Below are 24,794 nucleotides of genomic sequence, written 5' to 3'. Positions count from 1 at the left end.
AATTACGAATAAGCAATAGGGAATAAATTGATTACCGATTACTATAGAATAGAGATGTCGTAATTTTAGGATTGTCCCTTGTCTCAACTGAATCATCCCTTAAAACGGTTTCTAGTTTATGCTCGTCCCTATCAAAAAACGATTGGGTTAGCAACGGTTTATTCGGTTTTAAATAAAGTCTTTGATTTAGCCCCTCCGGTATTAATTGGATGGGCCGTTGATGTGGTAATTAACCCCCAGGTTTCCTTCCTGTCCCAGTGGGGGATTCAAGGGGCGTTTAATCAATTGTTAATGTTATCGTTTTTGAGCTTAATTATCTGGAGTTTAGAATCGGTTTTTGAATATGCCTATAAAGTATTGTGGCGAAATTTAGCCCAAACCTTACAACATAATCTCAGATTAGATGCCTATGGACATTTACAAAACTTAGAATTAGCCTATTTTGAAGAACGCAGTAGTGGCGGTTTAATGTCAATTTTAAATGATGACATTAACCAGTTAGAAAGGTTTTTGGATATGGGGGCGAATGAAATTATCCAAGTCATTACCACGGTAATTGTAATTGGAGCAGCCTTCTTTATTTTAGCACCAACTGTGGCTTGGTGGGCAATGTTACCGATGCCGTTTATTGTTTGGGGTTCGGTTTGGTTCCAGAAATTACTCGCCCCCCGTTATGCCGATGTCCGGGAAAAAGTGGGGTTACTGAATGGACAACTGGCAAATAATTTGGGTGGTATTACGACTATTAAAAGTTTTACCGCCGAACAGTATGAAATCCAAAGAATTACCGAACATAGTGAAGCCTATCGCCAAAGTAATCGCCGAGCAATTACCCTATCTTCTGCCTATGTTCCGGTAATTAGAAGTTTAATTTTATTTGGATTTATTGCTACTTTACTATTAGGCGGTTTACAGGTCACTTCTGGGGCTTTAGCCGTCGGAACCTATAGCGTTTTAGTATTTATTACCCAACGGTTATTATGGCCATTAACCCGCCTGGGAGATACCTTTGATCAATATCAACGGGCGATGGCTTCTATTAACCGGGTGATGAATTTATTGGATACTCCGATAGAAATTCATCCGGGGGATATTGCCCTACCTGTCGTTTCAGTTAGAGGAGAAATAGAATTTAAAAACGTATATTTTTCCTATCAAAATCGCAATCAGATTATTCAAGATTTATCCCTGAAAATTCCCGCCGGAAAAACCATTGCCATTGTGGGTGCTACGGGGTCGGGAAAAAGTACCTTGGTGAAATTATTATTGCGGTTATATGAAATTAATGCTGGGGTAATTACGATAGATGGCATCGAATTAAACCGTTTGAAATTAGAGGATTTACGCAAAGCTATTGGGTTAGTCAGTCAGGATGTTTTTCTGTTTCATGGAACCGTTGCCGAAAATATTGCCTATGGTAGTTTTGATGCGTCCTTAACTGATATTATTGAAGCCGCAAAAATCGCCGAAGCCGATGAATTTATTCGGGATTTACCCAATAGATATGAGACCATTGTCGGAGAACGAGGTCAGAAACTATCCGGGGGACAGCGACAAAGAATTGCTATAGCCCGGGCTGTCTTAAAAAACCCTCCCATCTTAATCTTAGATGAAGCCACATCGGCCGTAGATAATGAAACCGAAGCCGCCATTCAACGCTCCTTAGAAAAGATTACCAAAAATCGAACAACAATTGCGATCGCCCATCGGCTTTCAACGGTTAGAAATGCCGACTGTATTTATGTAATGGAACAGGGAAAATTAGTTGAGTCAGGAACCCATGAAAACCTCTTAGAAGCACCGGGTATTTATGCGGGTTTATGGCGGGTACAGTCCGGCTTAAATTAGGGCCTTCAGTGTCAGGTGAACCAGATGCAGCCAGGAAATGCTAGAATCAACAATGATTTATTCAAAACTATAAATTTTCGTAACCATATCCTGCTCTTGCCATGTTAAAAGCTCTGTTAGGTGATCCGAATGCGCGTAAACTTAAAAAATATCAGCCTCTTGTCACGGATATCAACATTTTAGAGGAAGAAATTCAAAGCCTCTCGGATGAACAATTGCGGGCCAAGACAGGAGAATTTAAAGAAAAATTAGCCAAAGCCAAAAACCGAGACGAGGAAAACCTAATCCTGGATGAAATTCTCCCAGAAGCGTTTGCCGTTGTCAGGGAAGCCGGAAAGAGAGTTTTGGGGATGCGACACTTTGACGTCCAACTCCTAGGGGGGATTATTCTCCATACAGGGCAAATTGCCGAGATGAAAACCGGGGAGGGAAAAACCCTAGTTTCCACCCTTCCGGCCTACCTGAACGCCTTGGCTGGAAAGGGGGTTCACGTCATCACCGTTAACGATTATCTCGCCCGACGGGATGCGGAATGGATGGGACAAATCCATCGCTTCCTGGGGCTGAGTGTGGGGCTGATTCAGCAAGAAATGAGTCCCGACCAACGGCAGAAAAACTATAACTGTGATATTACCTACGGGACAAACAGTGAAATGGGGTTTGACTACCTGCGGGACAACATGGCGACCTCCATGGATGAAGTGGTGCAACGGGTGTTTAACTATTGCATTATTGACGAAGTGGACTCGGTGTTAGTCGATGAAGCCCGCACTCCTTTAATTATTTCTGGTCAGGTGGAACGTCCCAGCCAAAAATATATGCGGGCGGCAGAAGTTGCCCAAATGATGCAAAAAGAAGAACATTATGAAGTCGATGAAAAAGGCCGTAATGTTTTGATGACCGATGAAGGGTTTGCCCGGGCGGAAGAACTATTTGGAGTTCAAGATTTATATGACCCGAATGATCCTTGGGCGCACTTTGTTTTTAATGCCTTAAAAGCCAAAGAATTATTTATTAAAGACGTCAACTATATTATCGGTAATGGGGAAGTCATTATCGTGGATGAATTTACCGGACGGGTGATGCCCGGACGTCGTTGGAGTGACGGGTTACACCAAGCCATTGAAGCTAAAGAACGGGTGGATATTCAACCGGAAACCCAAACTTTAGCCACCATTACCTATCAGAATTTCTTCCTGTTATATCCGAAATTATCGGGGATGACCGGAACCGCCAAAACCGAAGAAGCCGAATTTGAGCGCATCTATAAGCTGCAAGTTACGATTATTCCCACCAACCGCATTACCGGACGGGAAGATTTACCCGATGTGGTGTATAAAACTGAAGAAGGAAAATGGACTTCCATTGCTGAAGAATGTGCGGATTTACATAAAGAAGGGCGCCCGGTTTTAGTCGGAACAACGAGTGTCGAAAAATCAGAAATTCTCTCGAATTTATTACAACAACGCAAAATTCCCCATAATTTATTAAATGCTAAACCGGAAAACGTAGAACGGGAATCGGAAATTATTGCTCAAGCCGGACGCAAAGGGGCTGTGACCATTTCTACGAATATGGCCGGACGGGGAACAGATATTATTTTGGGGGGAAATGCGGAATTTATGGGACGGCTAAAAATGCGCGAGTATTTGATGCCGAAAATTGTTAAACCCGATGATGAAAGGGAATTAGTAATTGCTGGAGTATCGGGTAGCCGTCGCCCCGCCGCCCAGGGATTTGATCAGAGTAAAAAATCCAAAACCTGGAAAGTTTCGACCCAATTATTCCCCACCGAATTATCCAAATCCACCGAACAAAAACTAAAAGATGCGGTTGATTTTGCCGTGGGAGTTCATGGAGAACGCAGTTTACCCGAGTTACAGGCGGAGGATTTATTAGCGGTGGCTTCGGAAAAAGCTCCCACCACTGACCCGGTGATTCAAAAATTGCGCGAGGTCTATAACTTGATCGTTCATGAGTACGAAAACTTCACTAAACGGGAACATAACGAGGTGGTGGAATATGGTGGACTCCATGTGATCGGAACCGAACGCCATGAGTCCCGCCGGATTGATAATCAATTGCGAGGACGGGCTGGACGACAGGGTGATCCGGGTTCCACGCGGTTTTTCCTGAGTTTACAGGATAATTTATTACGGATTTTTGGGGGCGATCGAGTTGCCGGATTAATGGATGCTTTTAATGTGGATGAAGATATGCCCATTGAGTCTAAATTATTAACCCGATCGCTGGAAAATGCCCAACGAAAAGTTGAAACCTACTATTACGATATCCGTAAACAGGTATTTGAATATGACGAGGTAATGAACAACCAACGGCGGGCAATTTATGCTGAACGGCGACGGGTTTTGGAAGGGCAAGATTTGAAAGAACAAGTGATTAAATACGGCGAACAAACCATGGATGATATCGTGGAAGCCTATATTAATCCTGACTTACCTTCGGAAGAATGGGATTTAGAAAATTTGGTGGTGAAAGCCAAGGAATTTGTTTATCTTTTAGCGGATTTGACCGCCGAACAATTGATGGATTTATCCGTAGATGAAATTAAAACCTTCCTGCATGAACAGTTACGCAATGCCTATGATCTCAAGGAAAACCAAGTCAATCAAATTCGAGCCGGGTTAATGCGCGAAGCGGAGCGCTTCTTCATTCTCCAACAAATTGATACCTTATGGCGGGAACATTTACAACAAATGGACGCGCTGCGGGAGTCCGTCGGTTTACGGAGTTATGGACAAAAAGATCCCTTAATTGAATATAAGAGCGAGGGATATGAATTGTTCTTAGATATGATGACCGATATTCGCCGAAACGTCATCTATTCCATGTTCCAATTCCAGCCTCAACCGTCTGTTGTCTAAGGATTTGAAGTGTTTTTGATCCTGGCTGGAAATTTTATTTTTCAGTTTTTCCTTGACATCCCCAAATAATCGTGTATATTTGAGGAGTGTGAGGAGTGAGATTAATAAAGAAAAAGCACTTGGGGTCGAAACTCGGCCAGACTCCCAGGTGTTTTTTCTATTTAGAATTCAGGGAAAAGTGATCCAGATTAAAGAATTTTAATCCCTGATTAAGTCGGAAACAATTCAGGTAAGAGTTTACTTAGAAAACAGCCCGCTTCACAATGAATATGACAGAATAATAAGATTAACAATTGAGATTATTTATTAATAGTATGGTTGCTCAACAGCAAGTCGGGACAGGCATGGGTAAAATCCCCCATATCACTGCACTCTTTTGGATTATGAAAATATGTGCAACGACTTTGGGAGAAACAGCAGGTGATCTTTTATCCATGACACTTAATGTGGGCTATGCGGCTAGTTCTTTGATCTTGATTGGGATATTTTTAGTCACTCTTGTGATTCAATTAGTATCGAAAAGCTATAACCCATTATTGTATTGGACGGTCATCCTTTCAACTAGCACCGCTGGTACAACGATATCAGATTACATGGATCGGACGTTAGGGCTCGGCTACGCCACGGGATCTCTAATTTTAATTACCATTCTCTTAGCTATTTTTGCGTTCTGGAAATTTAGTTTTGGCACTCTATCCGTTAACAATATCAATACCCTTAAAGTTGAAATATTGTATTGGACTGCTATTCTCATTTCAAATACTTTAGGTACGGCTTTGGGGGATTTTCTTGCCGATAGTTCCGGTCTCGGCTTTGCCGGAGGGGCACTCTTAATTGGTAGTTTGATTGGCTTGGTGTTAGCAGCGAATTATTTTACCGACATCTCCAAAGTTGCGTTGTTTTGGATTGCCTTTGTTCTCACCCGACCCTTTGGTGCAACCTTGGGAGATTTTCTGACCAAATCTCACGAAAAAGGTGGCCTCGGTTATGGAACCATCGGCTCATCCATCGTTCTTTTATCAATACTGGCAGCCTGTATTCTGTACACAACCCTCAAGCATAGAGGAATAACCTGGGCGAAGCTATCTAATAATGAGTAACAATACAATTATTTTGTCCTTGGGTAAGTCCTAATATCAAGAAAGGCTGTTTTTACACGGCAAAGGAAAGCCATACTCGTTTTCCCCTTGCCGTGTTATCCTATATTTCTAGTTCTCTCTGAGAGCAACCGTTAACCGATCAGACTGATCTGGGTTCAGTACCTTAAATTAATAACGAAATCTATATTTTCAGGTTGTATCAATAATTATTTTTTAGGTATATTAACATTCTGATTGATCACCAAAGCTTAACCAACTCAGCCTAAATCAGTGCAGAAGGAAACAAACATGATTGCCTTGCCAGGATATCAGATCTTAGCACAAATCTACGAAAGTGTTAACTCCGTTGTTTACCGAGCCATCCGGGAACAGGATCGTTCTCCCGTGATTTTAAAAGTGCTACAGGGGGAATTTCCGCCCCAATCTGATATTCAAAAATATGAGCGAGAATATAAAATCCTGCGCAACTTTAATTTGAACAGTGTGATTAAAGTTTATGAACTTCAAACCTACCAAAATACTTTAGTCATGACCTTAGAAGATTTTGGCGGAGAATCGTTAAAAATCTTGTTAGCTACTCAGAAATTTACTCTATTAGGATTTTTAACCCTCGGGATTAAAATTGCCCAAGGATTACGAGAAATTCATGCAGCTAACCTCATTCACAAAGATATTAACCCGTCTAATATTGTTTTTAATCCCGCCACCGGACAGGTTAAATTAATTGATTTTAGTATTTCTAGTGGATTAACTCAGGAATCTTTACGGCTCCATCCCCCGCAAAATTTAGAAGGAACCCTCCCCTATATTTCTCCCGAACAAACCGGAAGAATGAACCGATCCGTAGACTATCGAACGGATTTTTATTCCTTGGGAGCAACGTTCTATGAATTATTAACCCAACAGGTTCCGTTTCCCACCACCGATCCGATGGAGTTAGTTCACGCCCACCTGGCAAAACAACCGATTCCTCCCCATGAAATCAACCCAGAAATTCCCCCAATTATTTCTCGAATTGTCCTGAAATTACTATCTAAAACCCCCGAAGAACGCTATCAGAGTGCCTGGGGATTAATAGCTGATTTAGAAGATAGTTTTAAACAAGTTCAAGCCACAGGAACTGTTAGCGAATTTGCCTTGGGAATGCAGGATATTTCCGATCAGTTTAAGATTCCCCAAAAGCTCTATGGCCGAGAAAATGAGATTGATACCCTAATTCAAGCCTTTGACCGGGTGAGTCAAGGCAAAACCGAAATTATGCTAATTGCCGGATATTCGGGGATTGGAAAATCCGTATTAGTCCAAGAAATTTGTAAATCAATTGTTGAAAAAAAAGGTTATTTTATTAGCGGGAAATTTGACCAATTTCAACGCGGTATTCCCTATTCTGCTTTGGTAAATGCCTTGTCTGAATTAGCCAGATTACTCTTGAGTGAAAGTCAAGAGAAGTTAGATCAATGGCGAGAAAAATTATTAAGAGTTTTGGGGCCGAATGGACAAATTATTATTGATGTAATTCCCGAAATTGAACTAATTATCGGCCCGCAACCGGCGGTATTAGAATTGGGTGCAGCCGAATCTCAAAATCGGTTTAATTTGGTCTTTCAGAACTTTATTCGTCTGTTTTGTCAACCAGAACATCCCTTAGTTATTTTTCTTGATGATTTACAGTGGGCTGACTCTGCCACCCTGAAATTAATCAAATTAATGTTAACGGATGATGCTACCCAATATTTATTTTTAATTGGAGCCTATCGGGATAACGAAGTCAGTCCCACCCATCCTTTAATGATGATGTTAGAAGGGTTAAAATCCGAATCTTTTACCCCAGAAGCGGGTTCGGAAGGATTAATTCATGAAATTCATCTCACCGCCTTAAATTTGGCACAGGTGACAGAACTTGTGGCAGATACCCTTCATAGCGATCGCCATACCGTTCTCCCTTTAGCCGAATTAGTGATCAAAAAAACGGAGGGAAATCCTTTTTTTGTGAATGAATTTCTCAAAACTTTATATCAAGAAAAACTCCTAAATTTTAACTCGGAAAAAATTGCTTGGCAATGGAATGTTGCCGAAATTAAAGCCTTAGATATCACGGATAATGTCGTTGAATTGATGATTGGTAAGCTCCAAAAACTCCCCCAGAAAACTCAACAGGTTTTACAATTAGTTGCCTGTGTGGGGAATCAATTTGACTTAAATACCTTATCCTTAATTTATAGTAAGGAATCCGTTGATACCTTCCAAGATTTATTACCCGCTTTAAAAGAAGGTTTAATTAAACCCCTACTAGATGCCGATAATTTGGAACCGGAACAAATTAATCCCTATCTAGTTCTGAATTATCGATTTCTCCATGACCGCGTTCAACAAGCTGCTTATTCCTTAATTGCAGACTCTCAAAAACAATCGGTTCACCTAACTATCGGTCGGTTACTATTAGCTAATACACCGCCCCAATATTGGTTAGAAAAAGTATTTGATTTAGTCGATCACCTGAATGTGGGTCGATCTTTAATTACCGATGAACAAGAACAACTACAATTAGCCAGTTTAAACTTAGAAGCGGGAAAAAAAGCTAAGGATGCCACCGCCTATGGTGCTGCCCGGGAATATTTAATCGCCGGAATTGGAGTTCTACCCGATAATAGTTGGGGTGAACATTATTCTTTAACCTTTGGATTGTATCGAGAACTAGCCGAGATAGAATATCTGAATGGAAATTTTGCCGAAAGTGAAACCCTAATTCAATTAATTTTAAAACAGTCTCAATCTACTTTAGAAAAAGCCGAAGTTTATAATCTACTTTTAATTCAATATACCTTACAATTAAAATATGAAGCCTCTATTAATGCTGGCATTAAAGCCTTAGCTTTATTTGGCTTGGATTTACCCACGGAAAATCTACAAACGGTCATTCCCCAGGAATTAGAGTCCCTGCAAAAATTGATCAATATTAATAATCTATCGACGTTCTTGGAGCAAAACCCAATTGTTGAACCCGAGAAAAAAATCACCTTAAAAATTCTCCATAATTTAGCCCCCTCCGCCTATGTCAGTAATCCTAGTTTATGGACAGTGGTGATTCTCAAGGGTGTAAAAGTTGCGATCAAATCGGGATATTCTCCAGAATCTGGATTTTTCTATGCGACCTATGGGATTCTAGTTGCTACCATTTTTAATCAATATCAAACCGCCTATGAGTTAGGTCAATTGGCTTTAAAACTGAATAAAAAGTGGAATTATCCCGTCTATAAAGTATCTGCATCCTTAATTAGTTGTCTCAACTATTGGTTAGAACCGATTAAGAATTCAAATGCTTTAGGTCATGAAGGTTATCAATCCGCTTTAGACTCAGGAGATTTGCAATATGCTGGTTATTTATTAAATAATCAATCTCTAAATTTAATGGCGCAGGGTGTAAACTTGCCTAAGTTTTTAATTGAAGTTAAAAACTATTTAAAATTCGCCTATAAAACTGACAATCATCTAGTGATTGATACCTTAACAGGACTCCGAGGAATTCTGCTGAATTTAATCGGTGAAACCCCGGATTTCTTATCTTTTGACGCTCCAGAAATCACAGAAGCTGATTATCTGGAGAGTAGCCAACAAAATCAGAAATTCTATTCTCTATGTCTTTACAAAATTTATAAACTGCAAGTTCTATACCTATATGGTGAGGTAGAATCAGCCTTAAAACTTACCTTAGAAGTCGAAGAATTACTCCAATTTATTCTAGGGTTAATTCCCGTCACAGAATATTATTTTTATTCCTCTTTAATTTTAATTGCAAATTTAGAAAGAGTTTCAGAATCGCAACAACAGCAGTTTTTAGAAAAGATTAAAAATAATCAGGAAAAAATTAAAACTTGGTCAGATAACTGTCCCAGCAATTTCCTATCTAAATATCTTTTAGTCGAAGCAGAATTGGCTCGGATTTCTCAACGTTCCTTTGAAGCTATTGATTTATATGAACAAGCAATATCAACGACACAGGAAGCCGGATTTATTCAAAATGTTGCCCTCAGTCACGAACTCACGGCTAAATTTTGGATGAATCATCATAAACCCAAATATGCCAATATTCACCTGCGAGAAGCCTATTATAGCTATCAACGCTGGGGTGCAGTTCGTAAAGTCGAACAGTTAGAAACCCAATATCCTCAACTCAAATATTTAGCCAATCTTAAACCCTCCTTATTTGAAGCGGAATCAATTACTCTCAGTACCTCCCATGGTAGTAGTTTAGCACTGTTAGATTTAAGCACGGTCATTAAGGCTTCTCAAGCCATCTCGCGAGAAATTGTTTTAGAGAAATTATTAGCCAATTTAATGAAAATTGTAATTGAAAATGCCGGGGCGCAAAAAGGATTTTTAATTTTATACAACGATGATAAATTAGTAATTGAAGCGGAGGCTTCAACGGATAACGAAGAAGTTATTGTTCATCCTAAAATCAATGTTGAAAATGGCTCTAATTTACCTTTAACTGTTATTTATTATGTGGAAAGAACGGGTCAAGATGTGGTTTTAATGAATGCTACTTTAGAAGGGCAATTTACTCATGATCCCTATATTAATAAGCATAAAATTAAATCTATTTTATGTACTCCGATTATTAGCCAGGGCAAAATTTTAGGAATTTTATATTTAGAAAACAACCTAACAGCCGGAGCCTTTACTTCAGAACGAATTGAAGTTTTAAGTCTACTATCTTCCCAAGCGGCGGTATCTTTAGAAAATGCCCTGTTATATGCCTCCGTGGAAAATAAAGTTCAAGAACGTACCCAACAACTCAACGAGAAAAATTTACGTTTAGAACAAACTTTAAACCAACTAAAACATACCCAAGCCCAATTAATTCAAAGCGAAAAAATGTCCTCTCTAGGACAAATGGTAGCCGGAGTCGCCCATGAAATTAATAATCCCGTGAGTTTTATTTATGGAAATCTTACCCCCGCCAGTGAATATGTTCGAGATTTACTCCGACTGATTCAAGTCTATCAACAGGAATATCCTCAACCTCAACCTTTAATTACAGAAACCATTTCCGAGATTGATTTAGACTTTTTGGTCACAGATTTACAAAAACTATTAGTTTCCATGAAAGTCGGAGCCGAACGAATTCGGAATATTGTTTTGAGTTTGCGAAACTTCTCCCGTTTGGATGAAGCAGAAATGAAACCTGTTGATATTCATGAAGGGATTGATAGCACCTTAATGATTTTACAAACTAGATTCCGAGGCTCTACCCACAGTACGGAAATTGAAGTGATTAAAAACTATGGTCAACTGCCAAAAGTGAACTGTTATGTTTCGCAACTGAATCAAGTTTTTATGAATATTATTAGTAATGCTATTGATGCCTTAGAACATCGTCGCCATCTGATGAATCAGGCTGATTATCCCCCCATGATTACCATTTCCACCCATAAAACACAAGATAATCAGGTTAAAATTTCGATTGCAGATAATGGTTTAGGAATGAATTCAGAAGTGCTACAACGAATTTTTGATCCCTTTTTCACCACAAAACCCGTCGGTAGTGGGACGGGTTTGGGTCTATCGATTAGTTACTCAATTGTTGTTGAACGTCATCAGGGTCAGATGAGTTGCAATTCCAAACCCGGAGAAGGAGCAGAATTCACTATCCTAATCCCAATTAATCAAAATTTTGGGGACTGAACGCTTCAAACAACTATAGCAGGGAAGGGGGAATAGGGAATAGGAAACGAGAAAAAGTGATGAAAAATCCCCAGCTTTTGGTTGACTGGGGAAAGCGCGAATTGAGAACGTGCGATAGTTGTTACAATCTAACTCTATGGGATTTGTGGACACATCTGCCTTTAGATAGATATGGCAACTAAGTCGATAATTTAGCCAATTGATCAGGATTTTTGGATCTGCCGTTGAAAATCTCCGGCTTTATCTTTGACTTCTCCAGCGCCTTTAGAAGCCTGGCGTTTAATATCCGTTGAGGTTTTTTCCGCCGCCTTCTGGGCTTGATTTAGGGCTTGTTTGGTGTTATCTTCGGCCTTCTGAATGTTCTTTTGGCTTCCTTTCATCAAATCCCCTGCCATTTCACTGGCAGATTTACTAACTTTTTCCGATACATCTTTGACCCGTTCCACGATATCTTGGTCAGTGTTGTTATAGGCGTACATATCCGCTTTTTGCTTAGATTTAACGGGGCTAGGAAGTTCACTGGTTAATCCCTTAGCTTGATTGGGACTGCCCTCTGCCGATGACTCAGCCGTGGGAGGATTATTACTACAAGCGGTACTGATCAACATTAATAATCCGGCAAAAAAAACACCTAAAATATTTTTGAAGGATATAGACCTTAGAGCTTGAATTAATTTCTGCATTTTGATGATTCCTAAACTTTGATTAAATTAATTGAATTTGCCTTTATTGCTCACTCAGTTTAAAAGAAATCAATTATTTTACCCTCTAGCGCAAGGAATATATTAGTTGATTTAATTAACTTATTTTCTATTCATTTCGGTTAAAAAAAGTCGCAAATTGCTATAATTAATCATAACCCTTAGATGTTCAACCCAATAATTTGCTAAATTGAAAACATGACTAAAAACAGCGAAGGATATAAAATTGTCAGCGACAACCGCAAAGCCCGCTATCTTTACGAGATTTTAGAGACCTATCAGGCGGGCATCGCCCTTGAGGGAACGGAAGTCAAATCGATTCGGGCGGGTAAAGTCAACCTGCAAGATGCCTATGCCTTAATTCGGGGGGGTGAAGCCTGGCTATTAAATGCCCATATCTCACCCTTTGAGAAGGCCAGTGTTTATTTTAACCATGATCCTCGGCGCACCCGCAAATTATTGCTGCATAAAGAACAAATTAATAAACTATTGGGACAGGTCGAACAAAAGGGGTTAACATTAGTTCCCCTAAAAATGTACCTCAAGGGAGGACGGGTGAAAGTTGATATTGCCGTTGGCCGAGGCAAAAAACTCCATGATAAACGGGATGATATTCGTCAAAAAGATGATAAACGGGCGATGGAAAGGGCAATGAAACGGTATTAAATTGGGTTTTAGGCAGTTTTGGTCTTAGGTGAAAAACAGGTAATCTCTCTACCCCAGGTTTAGGAAAGAGAAATTGTTAATCTTAAATTCTCCCCCGTCCCTCACATTGAAAAGAGGTTGGGGGAGTCGGTTTTAAGATTTATAATCGAGTAATATAGTGAATTGCCTAGAATTGGGAGAACTCTGAACATGACAACAGAACAACCGACCCGCAAAGAACGCGATAGTATGGGAGAAATTGAGGTGAAAAGCGATCGCTATTGGGGGGCTCAAACTCAACGTTCTATCTATTATTTTAATATAGGCAATGACTTAATGCCCAAAGAAGTGATCACCGCCTTTGGCATTCTGAAAAAAGCCGCGGCTATCACCAATCAAGAATTAGGAAAACTCCCCGCAGACAAGGCTCAATTAATCGTTCAAGCCGCCGATGAAGTGATTGATGGCAAACTGGATGATCACTTCCCTTTGCGGGTTTGGATGACCGGAAGTGGCACCCAGTCTAATATGAATATTAATGAGGTAATTGCTAATCGAGGGATTGAAATTTTCGGCGGAATTTTAGGGAGTAAAACCCCGATTCATCCCAATGATCATGTTAATATGTCCCAATCTTCTAATGATACTTTTCCGACGGCAATGCACATTGCGGCGGCGATGGCGGTGACCCAACGGTTAATTCCCAGTGTCAAAAAAATGCGGGATGAGTTACAAAAAAAAGTCGATGAATTTGCCGATATTGTGAAAATTGGCAGAACCCATTTACAAGATGCCGTTCCCTTAACTTTAGGTCAAGAATTTTCCGGTTATGTGGCTCAACTCGATGCAGATTTAAAGCGTCTTGAACTTATTTTACCCGATTTATATGAATTAGCCATTGGCGGAACCGCCGTGGGAACGGGATTAAATACCCCGAAAGGATTTGCAGAAAAAGTCTCCAATCAGATTAGTCAATTAACCGGATTACCCTTTATTTCTGCTCCCAATAAATTCGCAGCCATGGCCGCCCATGATGGTCTAGTTATGGCCAGTGGTGCGTTAAAAACCCTAGCCTGTTCGTTGATGAAAATTGCCAATGATATTCGATTTTTAGGCAGTGGCCCCCGTTGTGGTTTAGGGGAATTAATCTTACCTGAAAATGAACCCGGTTCATCAATTATGCCCGGGAAAGTTAACCCAACCCAATGCGAAGCGATGACCATGGTAGCCGCCCAGGTAATAGGTTATGATACTGCTATTACTATTGCTGGTTCCCAAGGGCATTTTGAGTTAAATGTGTTCAAACCGATGATCATTTTTAACTTCATTCAATCGGTAGCTATTTTATCTGATAGTTGTCATAATTTTACAGATTTCTTATTAACTGGATTAAAAGTTAATCGAAATAAAATTAACAGCTATGTTGAACAATCCTTAATGTTAGTAACAGCTTTAGCTCCAAAAATTGGCTATGATCATGCCGCCGAAGTTGCCCATATTGCCCTGGAAAAAGATCTAACTTTAAAAGAAGTTTGTTTGGAATTAGGGTACATTTCCAGTGAAGAATTTGACCAGATTGTCAATCCCTATAAAATGGCTTATCCTGATGTCTAAGTTGTGATTTTAGCTGATTATTATCCCTCTACCCCCTGTAGAGACGTTGCATGCAACGTCTCTACAGGGGGTAATGTGTAGAAATTGTATTTTTTGTAACATTAGTTTTGATTTAGCCCATCATCGGCGTGCGGGCTTTCTATTGATTGGTATTTTGGGAAATCTATTGAATTTCAAGAATTAAGGATCTATACTAATTAAAGTCTATATTTTAATTAGCATCCTTTTTTTAAACCTAATTTGATTTCCAGATTTAATCTCAACCCATGTAATAGTTTATGCCTTTACAAAACAAAATGTTACCAAAAAATACATTAATATTTCCTGACCGCCCTCTCGCCTTAAATTCTCCCTTCTATATTAATCGCTCTCCTAGCGAAGAATTAGCCTATACGGAACTTGAAAAATCTGGGAGCTTATTGCGAGTCAAAGCCGCTAGAAAAATGGGAAAAAGTTCCTTAATGTTAAGGTTAATAGATTATGCAGAAACCTTGGGATACCGTACCGTTTTGATTGATTTCTTGCAAGTTGATCAAGAAATTTTTAAAAATACGGATAAATTTCTTCGGTGGCTGTGTATTAATGTGGCTCGAAAATTAGAAATTGATCCCAAATTAGACGATTATTGGGATGAAGATATGGGAAGTAAAGTGAGTTGTACGCTCTATTTTGAAATCTATATTTTCCCACAAATTAATTGCCCACTATTCCTAGTCTTTAATGAGTTAAATATTGTATTTGAATATACAAATATTAGTCAAAATTTTCTGCCTTTAATTCGATTTTGGTATGAACAATCCCGACATAACCTAGCCTGGAAAAATCTACACTTATTTTTGGTTCAATCGACAGAAGTTTATATATCTTTAAATATTCATCAATCTCCTTTTAATATTGGATTATCCATTGAACTTCCCCCATTTACAGTTACTCAAGTTCAAAATCTAGCTGAACGTTATCACCTAAGTTTAAGCGATACTCAAATTCAAAAATTAACCTGTTTAGTCGGGGGACATCCCTATTTAGTGCATCTTGCTATTTATCATCTAGCCAATAATTTAATCAGCCTAGAAGACTTATTAAAAAAAGCTCCGACCCTAGAGGGAATTTACAAAGAACACCTACAATCTCTTTGGCTGTTTCTACATAACAAACCCGAACTTGTGATCGCCATGCAACGGGTTGCTACCTCTAAAATAGGTATACAACTGGAACCAATTATTGCCTATCAATTATATAGTTTAGGCATTGTTAATTTGAAGGAAAACTACTGTACACTATCCTGTGAACTCTATCATCTCTATTTTAGCACCCAAATTCTTAGTGAAAACCCTAATGCTCCGATTAATTTAAAACAGCTACAGGAAGAAAATAGACTCTTAAAATCCCTAGTTTATATTGACACCCTGACACAAGTTTTTAACCGCAGACAATTTGATCGCTCCGTAGACATTGAGTGGAAACGAATGATGCGGGAAATTGCCCCATTGTCTTTGATTTTATGTGATATTGATCATTTTAAAATTTATAATGACACCTATGGTCATCAAGCCGGAGATCAATGTTTACGGGCCGTAGCGCAGGCTATTCGTGATGGAGTTCAACGTCCGGCTGATTTAGTTGCTCGTTATGGGGGTGAAGAATTTGTGATTGTTCTCCCTCAAACCGATGCCAAAGGTGCAATGTACATTGCGGAATCTGTTCGTAAGAATATCAAGACCTTAGCTCTACCTTTTAACACTGATCAATTGCCAAACCGTCGGGTACCAATTATTACCATTAGTTTAGGAGTTGCTACTGCGATTCCTGGTGTAGATGCGATGGATATTAAAACTTTATTTTCAGCAACTGATGAAGCTCTATATGAAGCGAAAAAAAATGGTAAAGATCAAGTTAAATTGAGTTCATTTCTACGATTTCAATATTAATTTAATCTAAGATTCATGAAAATAATCAGCTTTTTTCAACCCGCTATTTCCCTCATTAACAAACTCAAATATCCCCAAAAATTTCTTTTAATTAGTTGTATTTTTATCATTCCTTTGAGTTTGATGATATATCTTCTGGTTTCGGAAGTCCAAAGTCTGATTGATTTTGCTGCTCAGGAAAAGTTAGGGAATATCTATCTCCGTCCCCTGCGCCAACTCTATCCTAAAGTTTATCAAGCTCAATTGTTAATGGCTAATCTTAATTTGAGTCCTGAAGATAAAACTCAGTTAGAAAAAATTAAAGTAGAGATTCAAGAGCAGATTAAAATTTTAGACGAAATTGATCAAAAAACAGGAGAAATATTATCAACAACAGAACTTTTTCAAGAAATTAAAGATAGTTGGAGAACGTTACAAGACAATCATAATATCTGGAGTTTACAGACTCAAAAAGTTTATTATTATGTTATTTTAGAGCAAATCAATCAACTTAGATTTCAAGTAGGTGACGAATCCAACTTAATTCTTGACCCGGATTTAGATACTTATTATTTAATGGATGCCACTCTTTTGAAATTACCAGAAATCAATAAGATTTTAGCAGATATTCGGTTAATTAGTCAAGATATTAGTCAACGTCAACAACAGGAGCTAACTCAAAAAGAATATTGGGAAATCACAACTATTTCAGGACTTTTAAATGACTATAATGAAAAACTCAAACGAACATTTGAAGTCTCTTTTAATCATGACTCTGGGGGTAATCTTCGACCCAAATTAACCCAGGACTTGAATTTGCTCACTGATAATCTTAAAAATCTCACTGATGGACTGAGTGATGTAATTAGAACTGGAGACACCCGCCCCATGAAACAATATTTCACAGAAGCGGAAGCTAATATAGAACAAAGTTGGATTTTATGGGATAAAACCATTGATGAATTAGATGTTTTATTACAGCACCGAATTAACGGATTTCTGCACAAACAAATCTTTTTATCTATCCTAGTTCTGATTTCATTATTAATGGTAATTTATATCTTTATTGGATTTTATCGATCCGTGATGCAAACGGTTAATAGTTTGAGTATTGCTTCTCAAAAAATGATCGCGGGAGAAATGAATGAAACCCTACATCTGGACAATCAAGATGAACTAGCAGAAGTCGCTAAATCCTTTAATAATATGGCTTTTGCTTTGGTGAAAGCTAATCAGGAAATTACCTCCCTCAACCAACAATTAACCTCAGAAAATATTCGGATGAGTGCGGAGTTACAAGTGACTCGTCAGTTACAAACAATGATTTTACCCAATGAAGGAGAACTTTCAGAAATTGTTCATTTAGATATTGCGGGTTATATGGAACCTGCGGATGAAGTTGGAGGAGATTATTATGATGTTTTACAACATAGTAATGGCATGGTAAAAATTGGCATTGGAGATGTGACCGGACATGGGTTAGAATCGGGGGTTTTAATGTTAATGGTACAAACGGCAGTCAGAACTTTAATTACCTGTAATGAAACAGATCCAATTATTTTTTTAACCACCCTAAATCGAGTGATTTATGATAATGTTCAACGGATGAAATCCGATAAAAATTTGACATTTTCTTTGATAGATTATTATAATGGATTTCTAAGTATTTGTGGTCAACATGAGGAAATGATTTTAGTGCGATCGCCATTAGACTGTGATCCAAAATTCGATCCAGAATGTTATCCCCTAGTGGAAACCATTGATACCATAGATTTAGGATTTCCTATTGGTTTAGAAGCGGATATTACAGATTTTATTGGTTCTATTAATATTAAATTAAATCCCAGGGATGGTGTTGTTTTATATACTGATGGCATTACGGAAGCTGAAAATAATCAAGGTAAATTTTATTCTTTAGAAAGACTCTGTGAAATTGTGAAAAAACATTGGCATTTAACAGCCGGAGAAATTCGGAAAGCCGTGATTGATGATGTGCGATCGCATATTGGTAAACATAAGGTTTATGATGATATTACTTTAATTGTTTTAAAACAAAGATAAGTCAGATCATGTCTTGCCCCTTTAAACTAATAAAATTTTATTTGTGCATTCCTTTGATAGTCTTTATGAAAAAATTAAAGCCCAAGAAAACGAGAATTAAACCGCAATTATTTTTTAGTTATATGAAGTTTTTATTATAGCGGATAATTCCCTTGTAAAAATGCTTCCGCAGAAGCGCGATCGCCAATTTCACCATCTAACGTCAGCGTTAATAAATCATCCAAAATTTGCTTAAATTGATGACTAGGTTTATATCCCATGGCTTTTAAATCATGACCATTTAAGGGGGGTTTAACCTCTAGCCATTGGGTTAAATATTGCCAAATTCGCTTTCTGACTTCCCGAGGAGATTGCACCGCGATTAAAATTAAAATTGATAAACTATAAGGTTTAAATAACCAGAAAAACTGACTATTATTTTCAAATTTATATATGTTTTCAATCATCTGACTTTTAGCTAATTCTAAACTGTTTAACCGTTCAATAGTTCCCGCCTGTAGCTGAAGATTCTGGGCAACTTTTTCCCGATATTCTGGGGATAAATAGGCTACTAATACCTCCAAACGAACCTCCCAATGGTTTAAAGTTTTTTGGGGATCGAAGCGTTGTAAACAGCGATCTACAGATCGAATTTGTCGCCATAAATGCGGACTTAACTCTAAAGTAGGATGAATACACCGCAATGCTTTTAACTCCCCTAAAAGTTGCAGTGACCGTTTCCAATAGGGAGATTGTAAAATATATTTTAACTCACTTTTTAACCGTGTTTCTAAAGCAGGAACCCGACGATTTTGGTCAAAGGATTTATTACTTTCTTCCCGTTGTTTCTCATAAATTCCACTACTAATCGCATAACCAATATACTCTTGTGTTTGAGCTTCAATTTCAAATCCTAAACGCACTGCAAACCGCACCGCCCGATAAATTCGAGTCGGATCTTCAATAAAACTATTGGGGTGTAAAACCCGAATTTTTCCAGATTCTAAATCCGATACTCCCCCAAAAAAGTCCAATAATTCCCCTACCTTGGGAGAAGTTAACCGTAATGCTAAGGCATTAATCGTAAAATCCCGTCTATATAAATCCTGACGAATGGAACTCGCTTCTACTTGAGGATTTGCCGCCGGATAGGGATAAAATTCCGTTCTCGCTGTGGCAATATCAATCCAAAGAGAATCTAAAATTGGGTCATTATGCCATAATAAAGCGGCGGTTTGAAATTGCCCATGAACATCTAATCTTGCTGCGGGATAATGTTTTTGTAAATCCTGTGCTAATTCCACCGCCGGAGAAACAGGTGATAAAATATCTGGGTTAAAATTGGCATTTTTATAACATCCATCCACCACAATATCAATATCATTAAGTAATACCGTTGTTTCCGATTCTGCTAACAATAAATCTCGCACTGCACCCCCGACTAAATAGACTTGCCAGCCCCGTTTTTCTGCCAACAATGATAGACGATTCAGTAAGGCTAATAGGGAGGTGGCTAATTTTTCTTCTAATAATTCTTCCACACTGGTACAAGTCAACCCAGGAATACATCCTTTAAACACTGATTTTTGAGGCCGTTGTTGTTGATGGAGTAACCTTAAAACATCGGTTCGGGTCACAATTCCGACTAAATTTTTATCTTGTAAAACGGGTAATCTACCAATATCATAGGTAACCATCAAGGCTTCAATTTCGGGTAAAGTGGTTTCGGGAGTAATGGTTTTTAATTGGGGGGTCATGTAGCCCTTAACCGGGGCGTGACTAAAGCCATGGTGCAGGGCAATATCTAAGTCTCGACGGGAAATAATTCCCACTAATTGATCCTGTTCATCTACTACCGAAAGACCGGAATGATCATAACGTAATAAAATCCGATGGGCTTCTTCTACGGAGGTATCGGGGCGAATGGTTCTCACGGGAGAAGACATCAATTCTAGGGCTGTTGGTGGGTGGGGAATTTGTGCTTTTAATTGTTCAACTAACTGTTCCAAAATCTCGATAAAATTGCCTTCTTTTAAAACCACGGAAGCCGCCCGGGTATGACCCCCACCCCCGTAGGGTTTAAATAGTTCATTTAAGTTGGTTTTTTCAATTCGAGACCGTCCAATAATACTTAACCGATCTCCTTCTCCCCGGCCATATTGATTAGCTAAGAGTAAAGCATCACTTTCGGTTAAATCAATTAATTCCGATGCCAAAGTTGATAACCCCGGCACATATTCATCGGTTTTAAATATAATCCAAGCGACGGTATAACCTCTAATTGTTGATTTTTGTAACTGTTCTAATGCTAAACTTAATAACTCTTGTAATTTTTGGGGTAAACCGGGTTCTACATACTCGGCAATCACGGGTAAATTAGCACCTTGCTCCATTAACCAAGCGAGGGCTATGGCGTCTCTGGCGGTGGAATGGGGGAAGGTTAGGGAACCCGTATCTAAATGGATTCCTAATGCCATTACCGTCGCTTCTGCGGTGGTTAAAACTGTTTTTTGGCGTTGATTTCTTAACAGTTCTACAATTAATGTAGTAGTTGCCCCCACTTCTTCAATATAGGTTTCTGTGGCGGGAATATCAGATATGATATCAGGATGATGATCGTATATTCTAATAGCGGATAAATTGGCTAACTTCAACCATTCGGCACTTTTTCCTAAGCGATCGCAACTTTGGGTATCAACCACACTAATGGAATGAATTTTATTGGGATTGACAGATCGGCGTTCAATTAAAGCAAATTCATCTCGATATAAGGCTAAAAAATCCCTCACCGCTGGATGACTTCCCCCCGCCAATACAATCCGACTTCCTGGGTAAATTCGAGTTAATCCCACCGCCGCCCCCAAGGCATCAAAATCAACAGTTGTATGGCATAAAATTAGGTGCATAAAGTTAATAATAATTAAGTTTGATTTTTAATTAATTTTACCATAAAAAATCCATCCATATTCTGTCTATGGGGCCAAATTTTAATCCAGCCTTCAGATTCAGGAGTTAAACCCAAACTTTCCGGCGGAGTTTGAATTTTCCAGTTAGAATGTTGACTTAAAAACTTTTGAATTATGGTTTCATTTTCTTGAGGATGGAGAGTGCAGGTAGCATAGACTAAACAGCCACCCGGTTTAACCCAATTTTGAGTGGTTTCTAAGAGTTCTAATTGCAATTGAGACAGGTCTTGGATATTTTTAGGATCATGTCGCCATCGTCCATCCGCCCGTCGATGTAAGGTTCCCAAACCCGAACAAGGAGCATCTAATAATAGTCGATCTGCGCTCTCGAAATAGCCCTCTAATTTCCGAGCGTCGCCCGCTTTAATTTGAATCGAATTAAGTTGTAATCGAGTTAAATTTTGCTTGATTTTCTTGAGTCGGGATTTCATAGAATCAAAGGCTAAAACTTGACCTTGATCTTGCATTAATTCGGCAATATGGGTGGTTTTTCCCCCGGGGGCGGCACAGGCATCAATAATAGTTTCTCCGGGTTGGGGATCTAATAAATAGCTAACCCATTGGGCACTACTATCTTGAATTGACCACCAACCTTGATTATAACCGGGTAAATCTTTAATTGATCCGATACTACCAGTTAATCTTAATCCTAGAGGTAAACCCGCAATTCGACTCACGGAAATTCCCCGAGATTGAAATTCTAATTCTACGGTTTCTAAAGTTGTTTGTAAGGGATTAATTCTTAAATCAATGGCGGGAGATTGATTAAACCAAGTGCAAAGCTGTTCGGTTTCTGCTAATCCTAAAGTATCTAACCAAAATTGAATTAGCCAGTCAGGAAAGCTATAGATAATTCCCAATCTTTCTATGGGATTTTTGGGTAATTTAAAGGGCGTAAAAACAGAGTTAAAAGAATTAGCAGTTTCTACCGGACATTTTTCCGATTCTCGAATATATTGTCTCAAGATACCATTGACAAATCCACTAAAATGGGTTAATTTATTGTGTTTAACTAATTCAACGCTCGTATCGACCGCCGCCGAATTGGGAACTTGATTCAGATAGCAAATTTGATAAAAACCGAGATGTAGTATAGTACGAATATCCGGGTGCTGTTGATGGGATTTTTTCGGGGCTAAGTAATCGATTAAACTATCAAGCGATCGCCGTCTACGCACACAACCATAGACTAATTCTGTGGTTAAGCGTCGGTTAATCTCTGATAGCTCAGATTCACGAAGCCATTGGTCTAAAACCACATCTGCGAGTCCCCCCCGTCGGTTAATGTCTCGGAGTGCTAAAAATGCAACTTGGCGTGGATTATTATTCACAGTTATTATCAAATTCAATTCCAGGTAATTGGAAAATAATTGATCCTCATAAGATTGTATGAACCCCCTTCAGGAAACCCAAGTAACCCATGACTACAACTGAATCAAGACTATCAGAACTTGGTGCATTTATTCGCACAAAATTGAAGATCTTTTCTTCCGGTTTTGTTTTATCTCAGGCTCCGACTTATGATAGTTGGCGAAAGCATTTCATTCAAAAACGCTTAAATTTAGGGTTTAGCCTAGCCCTGGTTTCCTATTTTACCTTTAGTGTTTCAGAAATCAACAACTTTTTCTTTAATCCTGAGCATTTTCAACCCTCTTGGTTAGCGACACAAATTGTCGTCGAGGGCGGTTTAATTATCGGTTTATTGATTCTGAGAACTCCCCTGGGTCATCAACATCCAGCCTCAATGTTTCTGCTATTTTCTTGGTTGGTGACCATTACCCCCCAAATTCGAGAAACCTTAAGTGGAGTCGCCCGGGCTTCAATCATTGAATGGCCCCTGATGTTTTTTTCCCAAGCCACCTTAATTCCGGTGTATTGGCCGTTGCATTTAATTTCGCAATTAGGGGTGTTTGTTTATTATCAGGGAAGTCAAATTTTACTCAATCTAAAAGTTGAGCTTCCCGCCGATTGGATGACAGCCGATTTCCTATTTCTTTATCTGTTTTGGATTTGTTTAATTTGTAATTTTTCGGTGTATTTGTATGACCGTTTAGCTCGATCGGAATTTAATTCTCGTAAAGCCCTAGAACGAGCCTATACTCAAGTCAAAGAAGAACAGGAACGCTCAGAAAGTTTACTCCTAAATATTCTACCCCATTCCATTGCCCAACGGTTAAAACTGCAACCCAGTACCATTGCTGATAGTTTCACCGATGCCGGGGTTTTATTTGGTGATATTGTCGGTTTTACTGAACTTTCAGGACGTTTTGATCCGCCGCAATTAGTTGATTTACTGAATCAAATCTTTTCTGAATTTGATCATTTAGCCGAACTCCATGGGTTAGAAAAAATTAAAACTATCGGCGATTCTTATATGGTGGTTTCGGGTTTACCCATTCCCCACGATGATTATGCAGAAGCGATCGCCAATATGGCATTAGATATGCAAAAAACCTTGAGAGAATTCAATCTCAAAACCCAACAAAATTTTCATATTAGAATTGGGATTGCCACTGGCCCAGTTGTGGCTGGAGTCATTGGAATTAAGAAATTTATTTATGATTTATGGGGAGATACGGTTAATATTGCCAGTCGAATGGAGTCCCATGGAATTGCCGATGAAATTCAAGTTACAGAAACCACCTACTTAGTATTAAAACAAAACTATCGACTTGAAAAGCGAGGAATCATTGACGTTAAAGGTAAAGGACAAATGACCACCTATTTATTAAAGGGAAAACAAACCTAAGCATCCTGAAAAAAGTTTGTTGTTGCGGCTCAAGCCCTGACTAAGAGTGCTGAAGCGCAACAACGGTTTTTTCAAAGATTTTTTCTAAGAAATCGGAGATAATAATTCGACTGCATCCCGTCCATCCAGATCTTCTAAATAGACCTTCACCTGTTCTTCCTTGGCGGTGGGGAGTTTTTTACCCGTAAAATCAGGATGAATCGGCAGTTGACGATGACCTCGATCCACCAGAACCGCTAACCCAATAGTTTCAGGACGTCCATAATCGATTACCGCATTCAGAGCCGCCCGAATCGTTCTACCTTTATAAATCACATCATCCACCACAACCACCGTTTTCCCCGTCAAGTCAAAGGGAATTTTAGTTTTTTCTGGGGTTCGCATTCCCACTTGGTCTAAATCATCCCGATAAAACGTAATATCTAACGCCCCCACTGGAACCCGTACCTGTTCCAAGACTTCAATTTGATGAGCCAAAAGTTCCGCTAACAGCACCCCCCTGGTGTAGATTCCGAGTAAGACTAAATTATCTAAATCCCCATGTTTTTCCACAATTTGGGAAGCCATCCGGGTGAGCGTTCGCCGGATTTCAGCCGCAGACAGAATTTCAACAATTTTTGTCATTTTAGATTAAAAATTAACAATCTTGAG

13 protein-coding genes are annotated in these 24,794 nt (G+C 38.9%); 9 read left to right on the top strand and 4 right to left on the bottom strand.

Translation table 11 applies throughout. From position 1 onward, the window contains the following. The first annotated feature begins 87 nt into the window (after positions 1-87). From PL11201_RS13955 to PL11201_RS13940, 4 genes are all read left to right on the top strand, one after another. Positions 88-1,848: an ABC transporter ATP-binding protein gene (locus PL11201_RS13955; protein WP_234996701.1), complete on the top strand. Its 1,761-nt coding sequence runs from the start codon at positions 88-90 to the stop codon at positions 1,846-1,848. 101 nt (positions 1,849-1,949) lie between these two features. After that, the gene (secA, locus tag PL11201_RS13950; protein ID WP_079679486.1) at positions 1,950-4,733 is read left to right on the top strand and encodes a preprotein translocase subunit SecA; all 2,784 of its coding nucleotides are present in this window, start codon (positions 1,950-1,952) and stop codon (positions 4,731-4,733) included. Between the two features lie 314 nt (positions 4,734-5,047). Continuing rightward, positions 5,048-5,833, top strand: a complete 786-nt coding sequence (locus PL11201_RS13945; protein WP_234996695.1) for a COG4705 family protein — start codon at positions 5,048-5,050, stop codon at positions 5,831-5,833. 288 nt (positions 5,834-6,121) lie between these two features. Beyond that, positions 6,122-11,521 carry a trifunctional serine/threonine-protein kinase/ATP-binding protein/sensor histidine kinase gene (locus tag PL11201_RS13940; protein ID WP_079679485.1) on the top strand — a complete coding sequence of 1,800 codons (5,400 nt, stop codon included), beginning with the start codon at positions 6,122-6,124 and terminating at the stop codon, positions 11,519-11,521. 203 nt (positions 11,522-11,724) lie between these two features. On the opposite strand, the gene PL11201_RS13935 is transcribed toward PL11201_RS13940, so the two are convergent. After that, positions 11,725-12,204, bottom strand: coding sequence for a DUF6658 family protein (locus PL11201_RS13935; RefSeq protein WP_079679483.1), 480 nt, complete (start codon positions 12,202-12,204; stop codon positions 11,725-11,727). Between the two features lie 216 nt (positions 12,205-12,420). On the opposite strand from PL11201_RS13935, the gene smpB reads away from it, so the two are divergent. From smpB to PL11201_RS13915, 4 genes are all read left to right on the top strand, one after another. Beyond that, entirely contained in the window at positions 12,421-12,888 is a 468-nt protein-coding gene (smpB, locus tag PL11201_RS13930) for an SsrA-binding protein SmpB (protein ID WP_079679482.1), read from the top strand. A gap of 189 nt (positions 12,889-13,077) precedes the next feature. Continuing rightward, on the top strand, positions 13,078-14,481 hold the full coding sequence (gene fumC / locus PL11201_RS13925; RefSeq protein ID WP_079679480.1) for a class II fumarate hydratase: 1,404 nt from the start codon (positions 13,078-13,080) through the stop codon (positions 14,479-14,481). A 296-nt stretch (positions 14,482-14,777) separates the two neighbouring features. Beyond that, the gene (locus PL11201_RS13920; RefSeq protein WP_234996694.1) at positions 14,778-16,409 is read left to right on the top strand and encodes an AAA-like domain-containing protein; all 1,632 of its coding nucleotides are present in this window, start codon (positions 14,778-14,780) and stop codon (positions 16,407-16,409) included. Between the two features lie 15 nt (positions 16,410-16,424). Continuing rightward, a complete protein-coding gene (locus PL11201_RS13915; protein WP_079679478.1) occupies positions 16,425-18,449 on the top strand; it encodes a SpoIIE family protein phosphatase in 2,025 nt (674 codons plus the stop codon). Positions 18,450-18,583: 134 nt separating this feature from the next. Here the strand turns inward: PL11201_RS13915 and PL11201_RS13910 are convergent, their stop codons facing one another. Continuing rightward, positions 18,584-21,334: a CBS domain-containing protein gene (locus tag PL11201_RS13910; RefSeq protein WP_079679476.1), complete on the bottom strand. Its 2,751-nt coding sequence runs from the start codon at positions 21,332-21,334 to the stop codon at positions 18,584-18,586. A 14-nt stretch (positions 21,335-21,348) separates the two neighbouring features. Beyond that, entirely contained in the window at positions 21,349-22,725 is a 1,377-nt protein-coding gene (locus tag PL11201_RS13905; RefSeq protein ID WP_079679474.1) for a 16S rRNA (cytosine(967)-C(5))-methyltransferase, read from the bottom strand. Between the two features lie 89 nt (positions 22,726-22,814). Between PL11201_RS13905 and PL11201_RS13900 the strand changes: the two genes are divergently transcribed. After that, complete coding sequence (locus PL11201_RS13900) at positions 22,815-24,143, top strand: adenylate/guanylate cyclase domain-containing protein (protein WP_079679472.1); 1,329 nt, start codon at positions 22,815-22,817, stop codon at positions 24,141-24,143. Positions 24,144-24,227: 84 nt separating this feature from the next. On the opposite strand, the gene pyrR is transcribed toward PL11201_RS13900, so the two are convergent. Further along, positions 24,228-24,767, bottom strand: coding sequence for a bifunctional pyr operon transcriptional regulator/uracil phosphoribosyltransferase PyrR (gene pyrR, locus PL11201_RS13895; protein ID WP_079679470.1), 540 nt, complete (start codon positions 24,765-24,767; stop codon positions 24,228-24,230). Positions 24,768-24,794: the final 27 nt, after the last annotated feature.

Origin of the sequence: Planktothrix sp. PCC 11201, assembly GCF_900009135.1 — a bacterium.
Classification (GTDB): Bacteria; Cyanobacteriota; Cyanobacteriia; order Cyanobacteriales; family Microcoleaceae; genus Planktothrix.
This window is presented reverse-complemented; position numbering and strand designations above follow the sequence as displayed.

Bases quoted from the DNA above. Each gene is read 5' to 3' on its own strand.
- smpB (WP_079679482.1), top strand. From the start codon at position 12,421: ATGACTAAAAACAGCGAAGGATATAAAATTGTCAGCGACAACCGCAAA.
- PL11201_RS13910 (WP_079679476.1), bottom strand. From the start codon at position 21,334: ATGCACCTAATTTTATGCCATACAACTGTTGATTTTGATGCCTTGGGG.
- PL11201_RS13945 (WP_234996695.1), top strand. From the start codon at position 5,048: ATGGTTGCTCAACAGCAAGTCGGGACAGGCATGGGTAAAATCCCCCAT.
- pyrR (WP_079679470.1), bottom strand. From the start codon at position 24,767: ATGACAAAAATTGTTGAAATTCTGTCTGCGGCTGAAATCCGGCGAACG.
- PL11201_RS13940 (WP_079679485.1), top strand. From the start codon at position 6,122: ATGATTGCCTTGCCAGGATATCAGATCTTAGCACAAATCTACGAAAGT.
- fumC (WP_079679480.1), top strand. From the start codon at position 13,078: ATGACAACAGAACAACCGACCCGCAAAGAACGCGATAGTATGGGAGAA.
- PL11201_RS13920 (WP_234996694.1), top strand. From the start codon at position 14,778: ATGTTACCAAAAAATACATTAATATTTCCTGACCGCCCTCTCGCCTTA.
- secA (WP_079679486.1), top strand. From the start codon at position 1,950: ATGTTAAAAGCTCTGTTAGGTGATCCGAATGCGCGTAAACTTAAAAAA.
- PL11201_RS13935 (WP_079679483.1), bottom strand. From the start codon at position 12,204: ATGCAGAAATTAATTCAAGCTCTAAGGTCTATATCCTTCAAAAATATT.
- PL11201_RS13915 (WP_079679478.1), top strand. From the start codon at position 16,425: ATGAAAATAATCAGCTTTTTTCAACCCGCTATTTCCCTCATTAACAAA.
- PL11201_RS13900 (WP_079679472.1), top strand. From the start codon at position 22,815: ATGACTACAACTGAATCAAGACTATCAGAACTTGGTGCATTTATTCGC.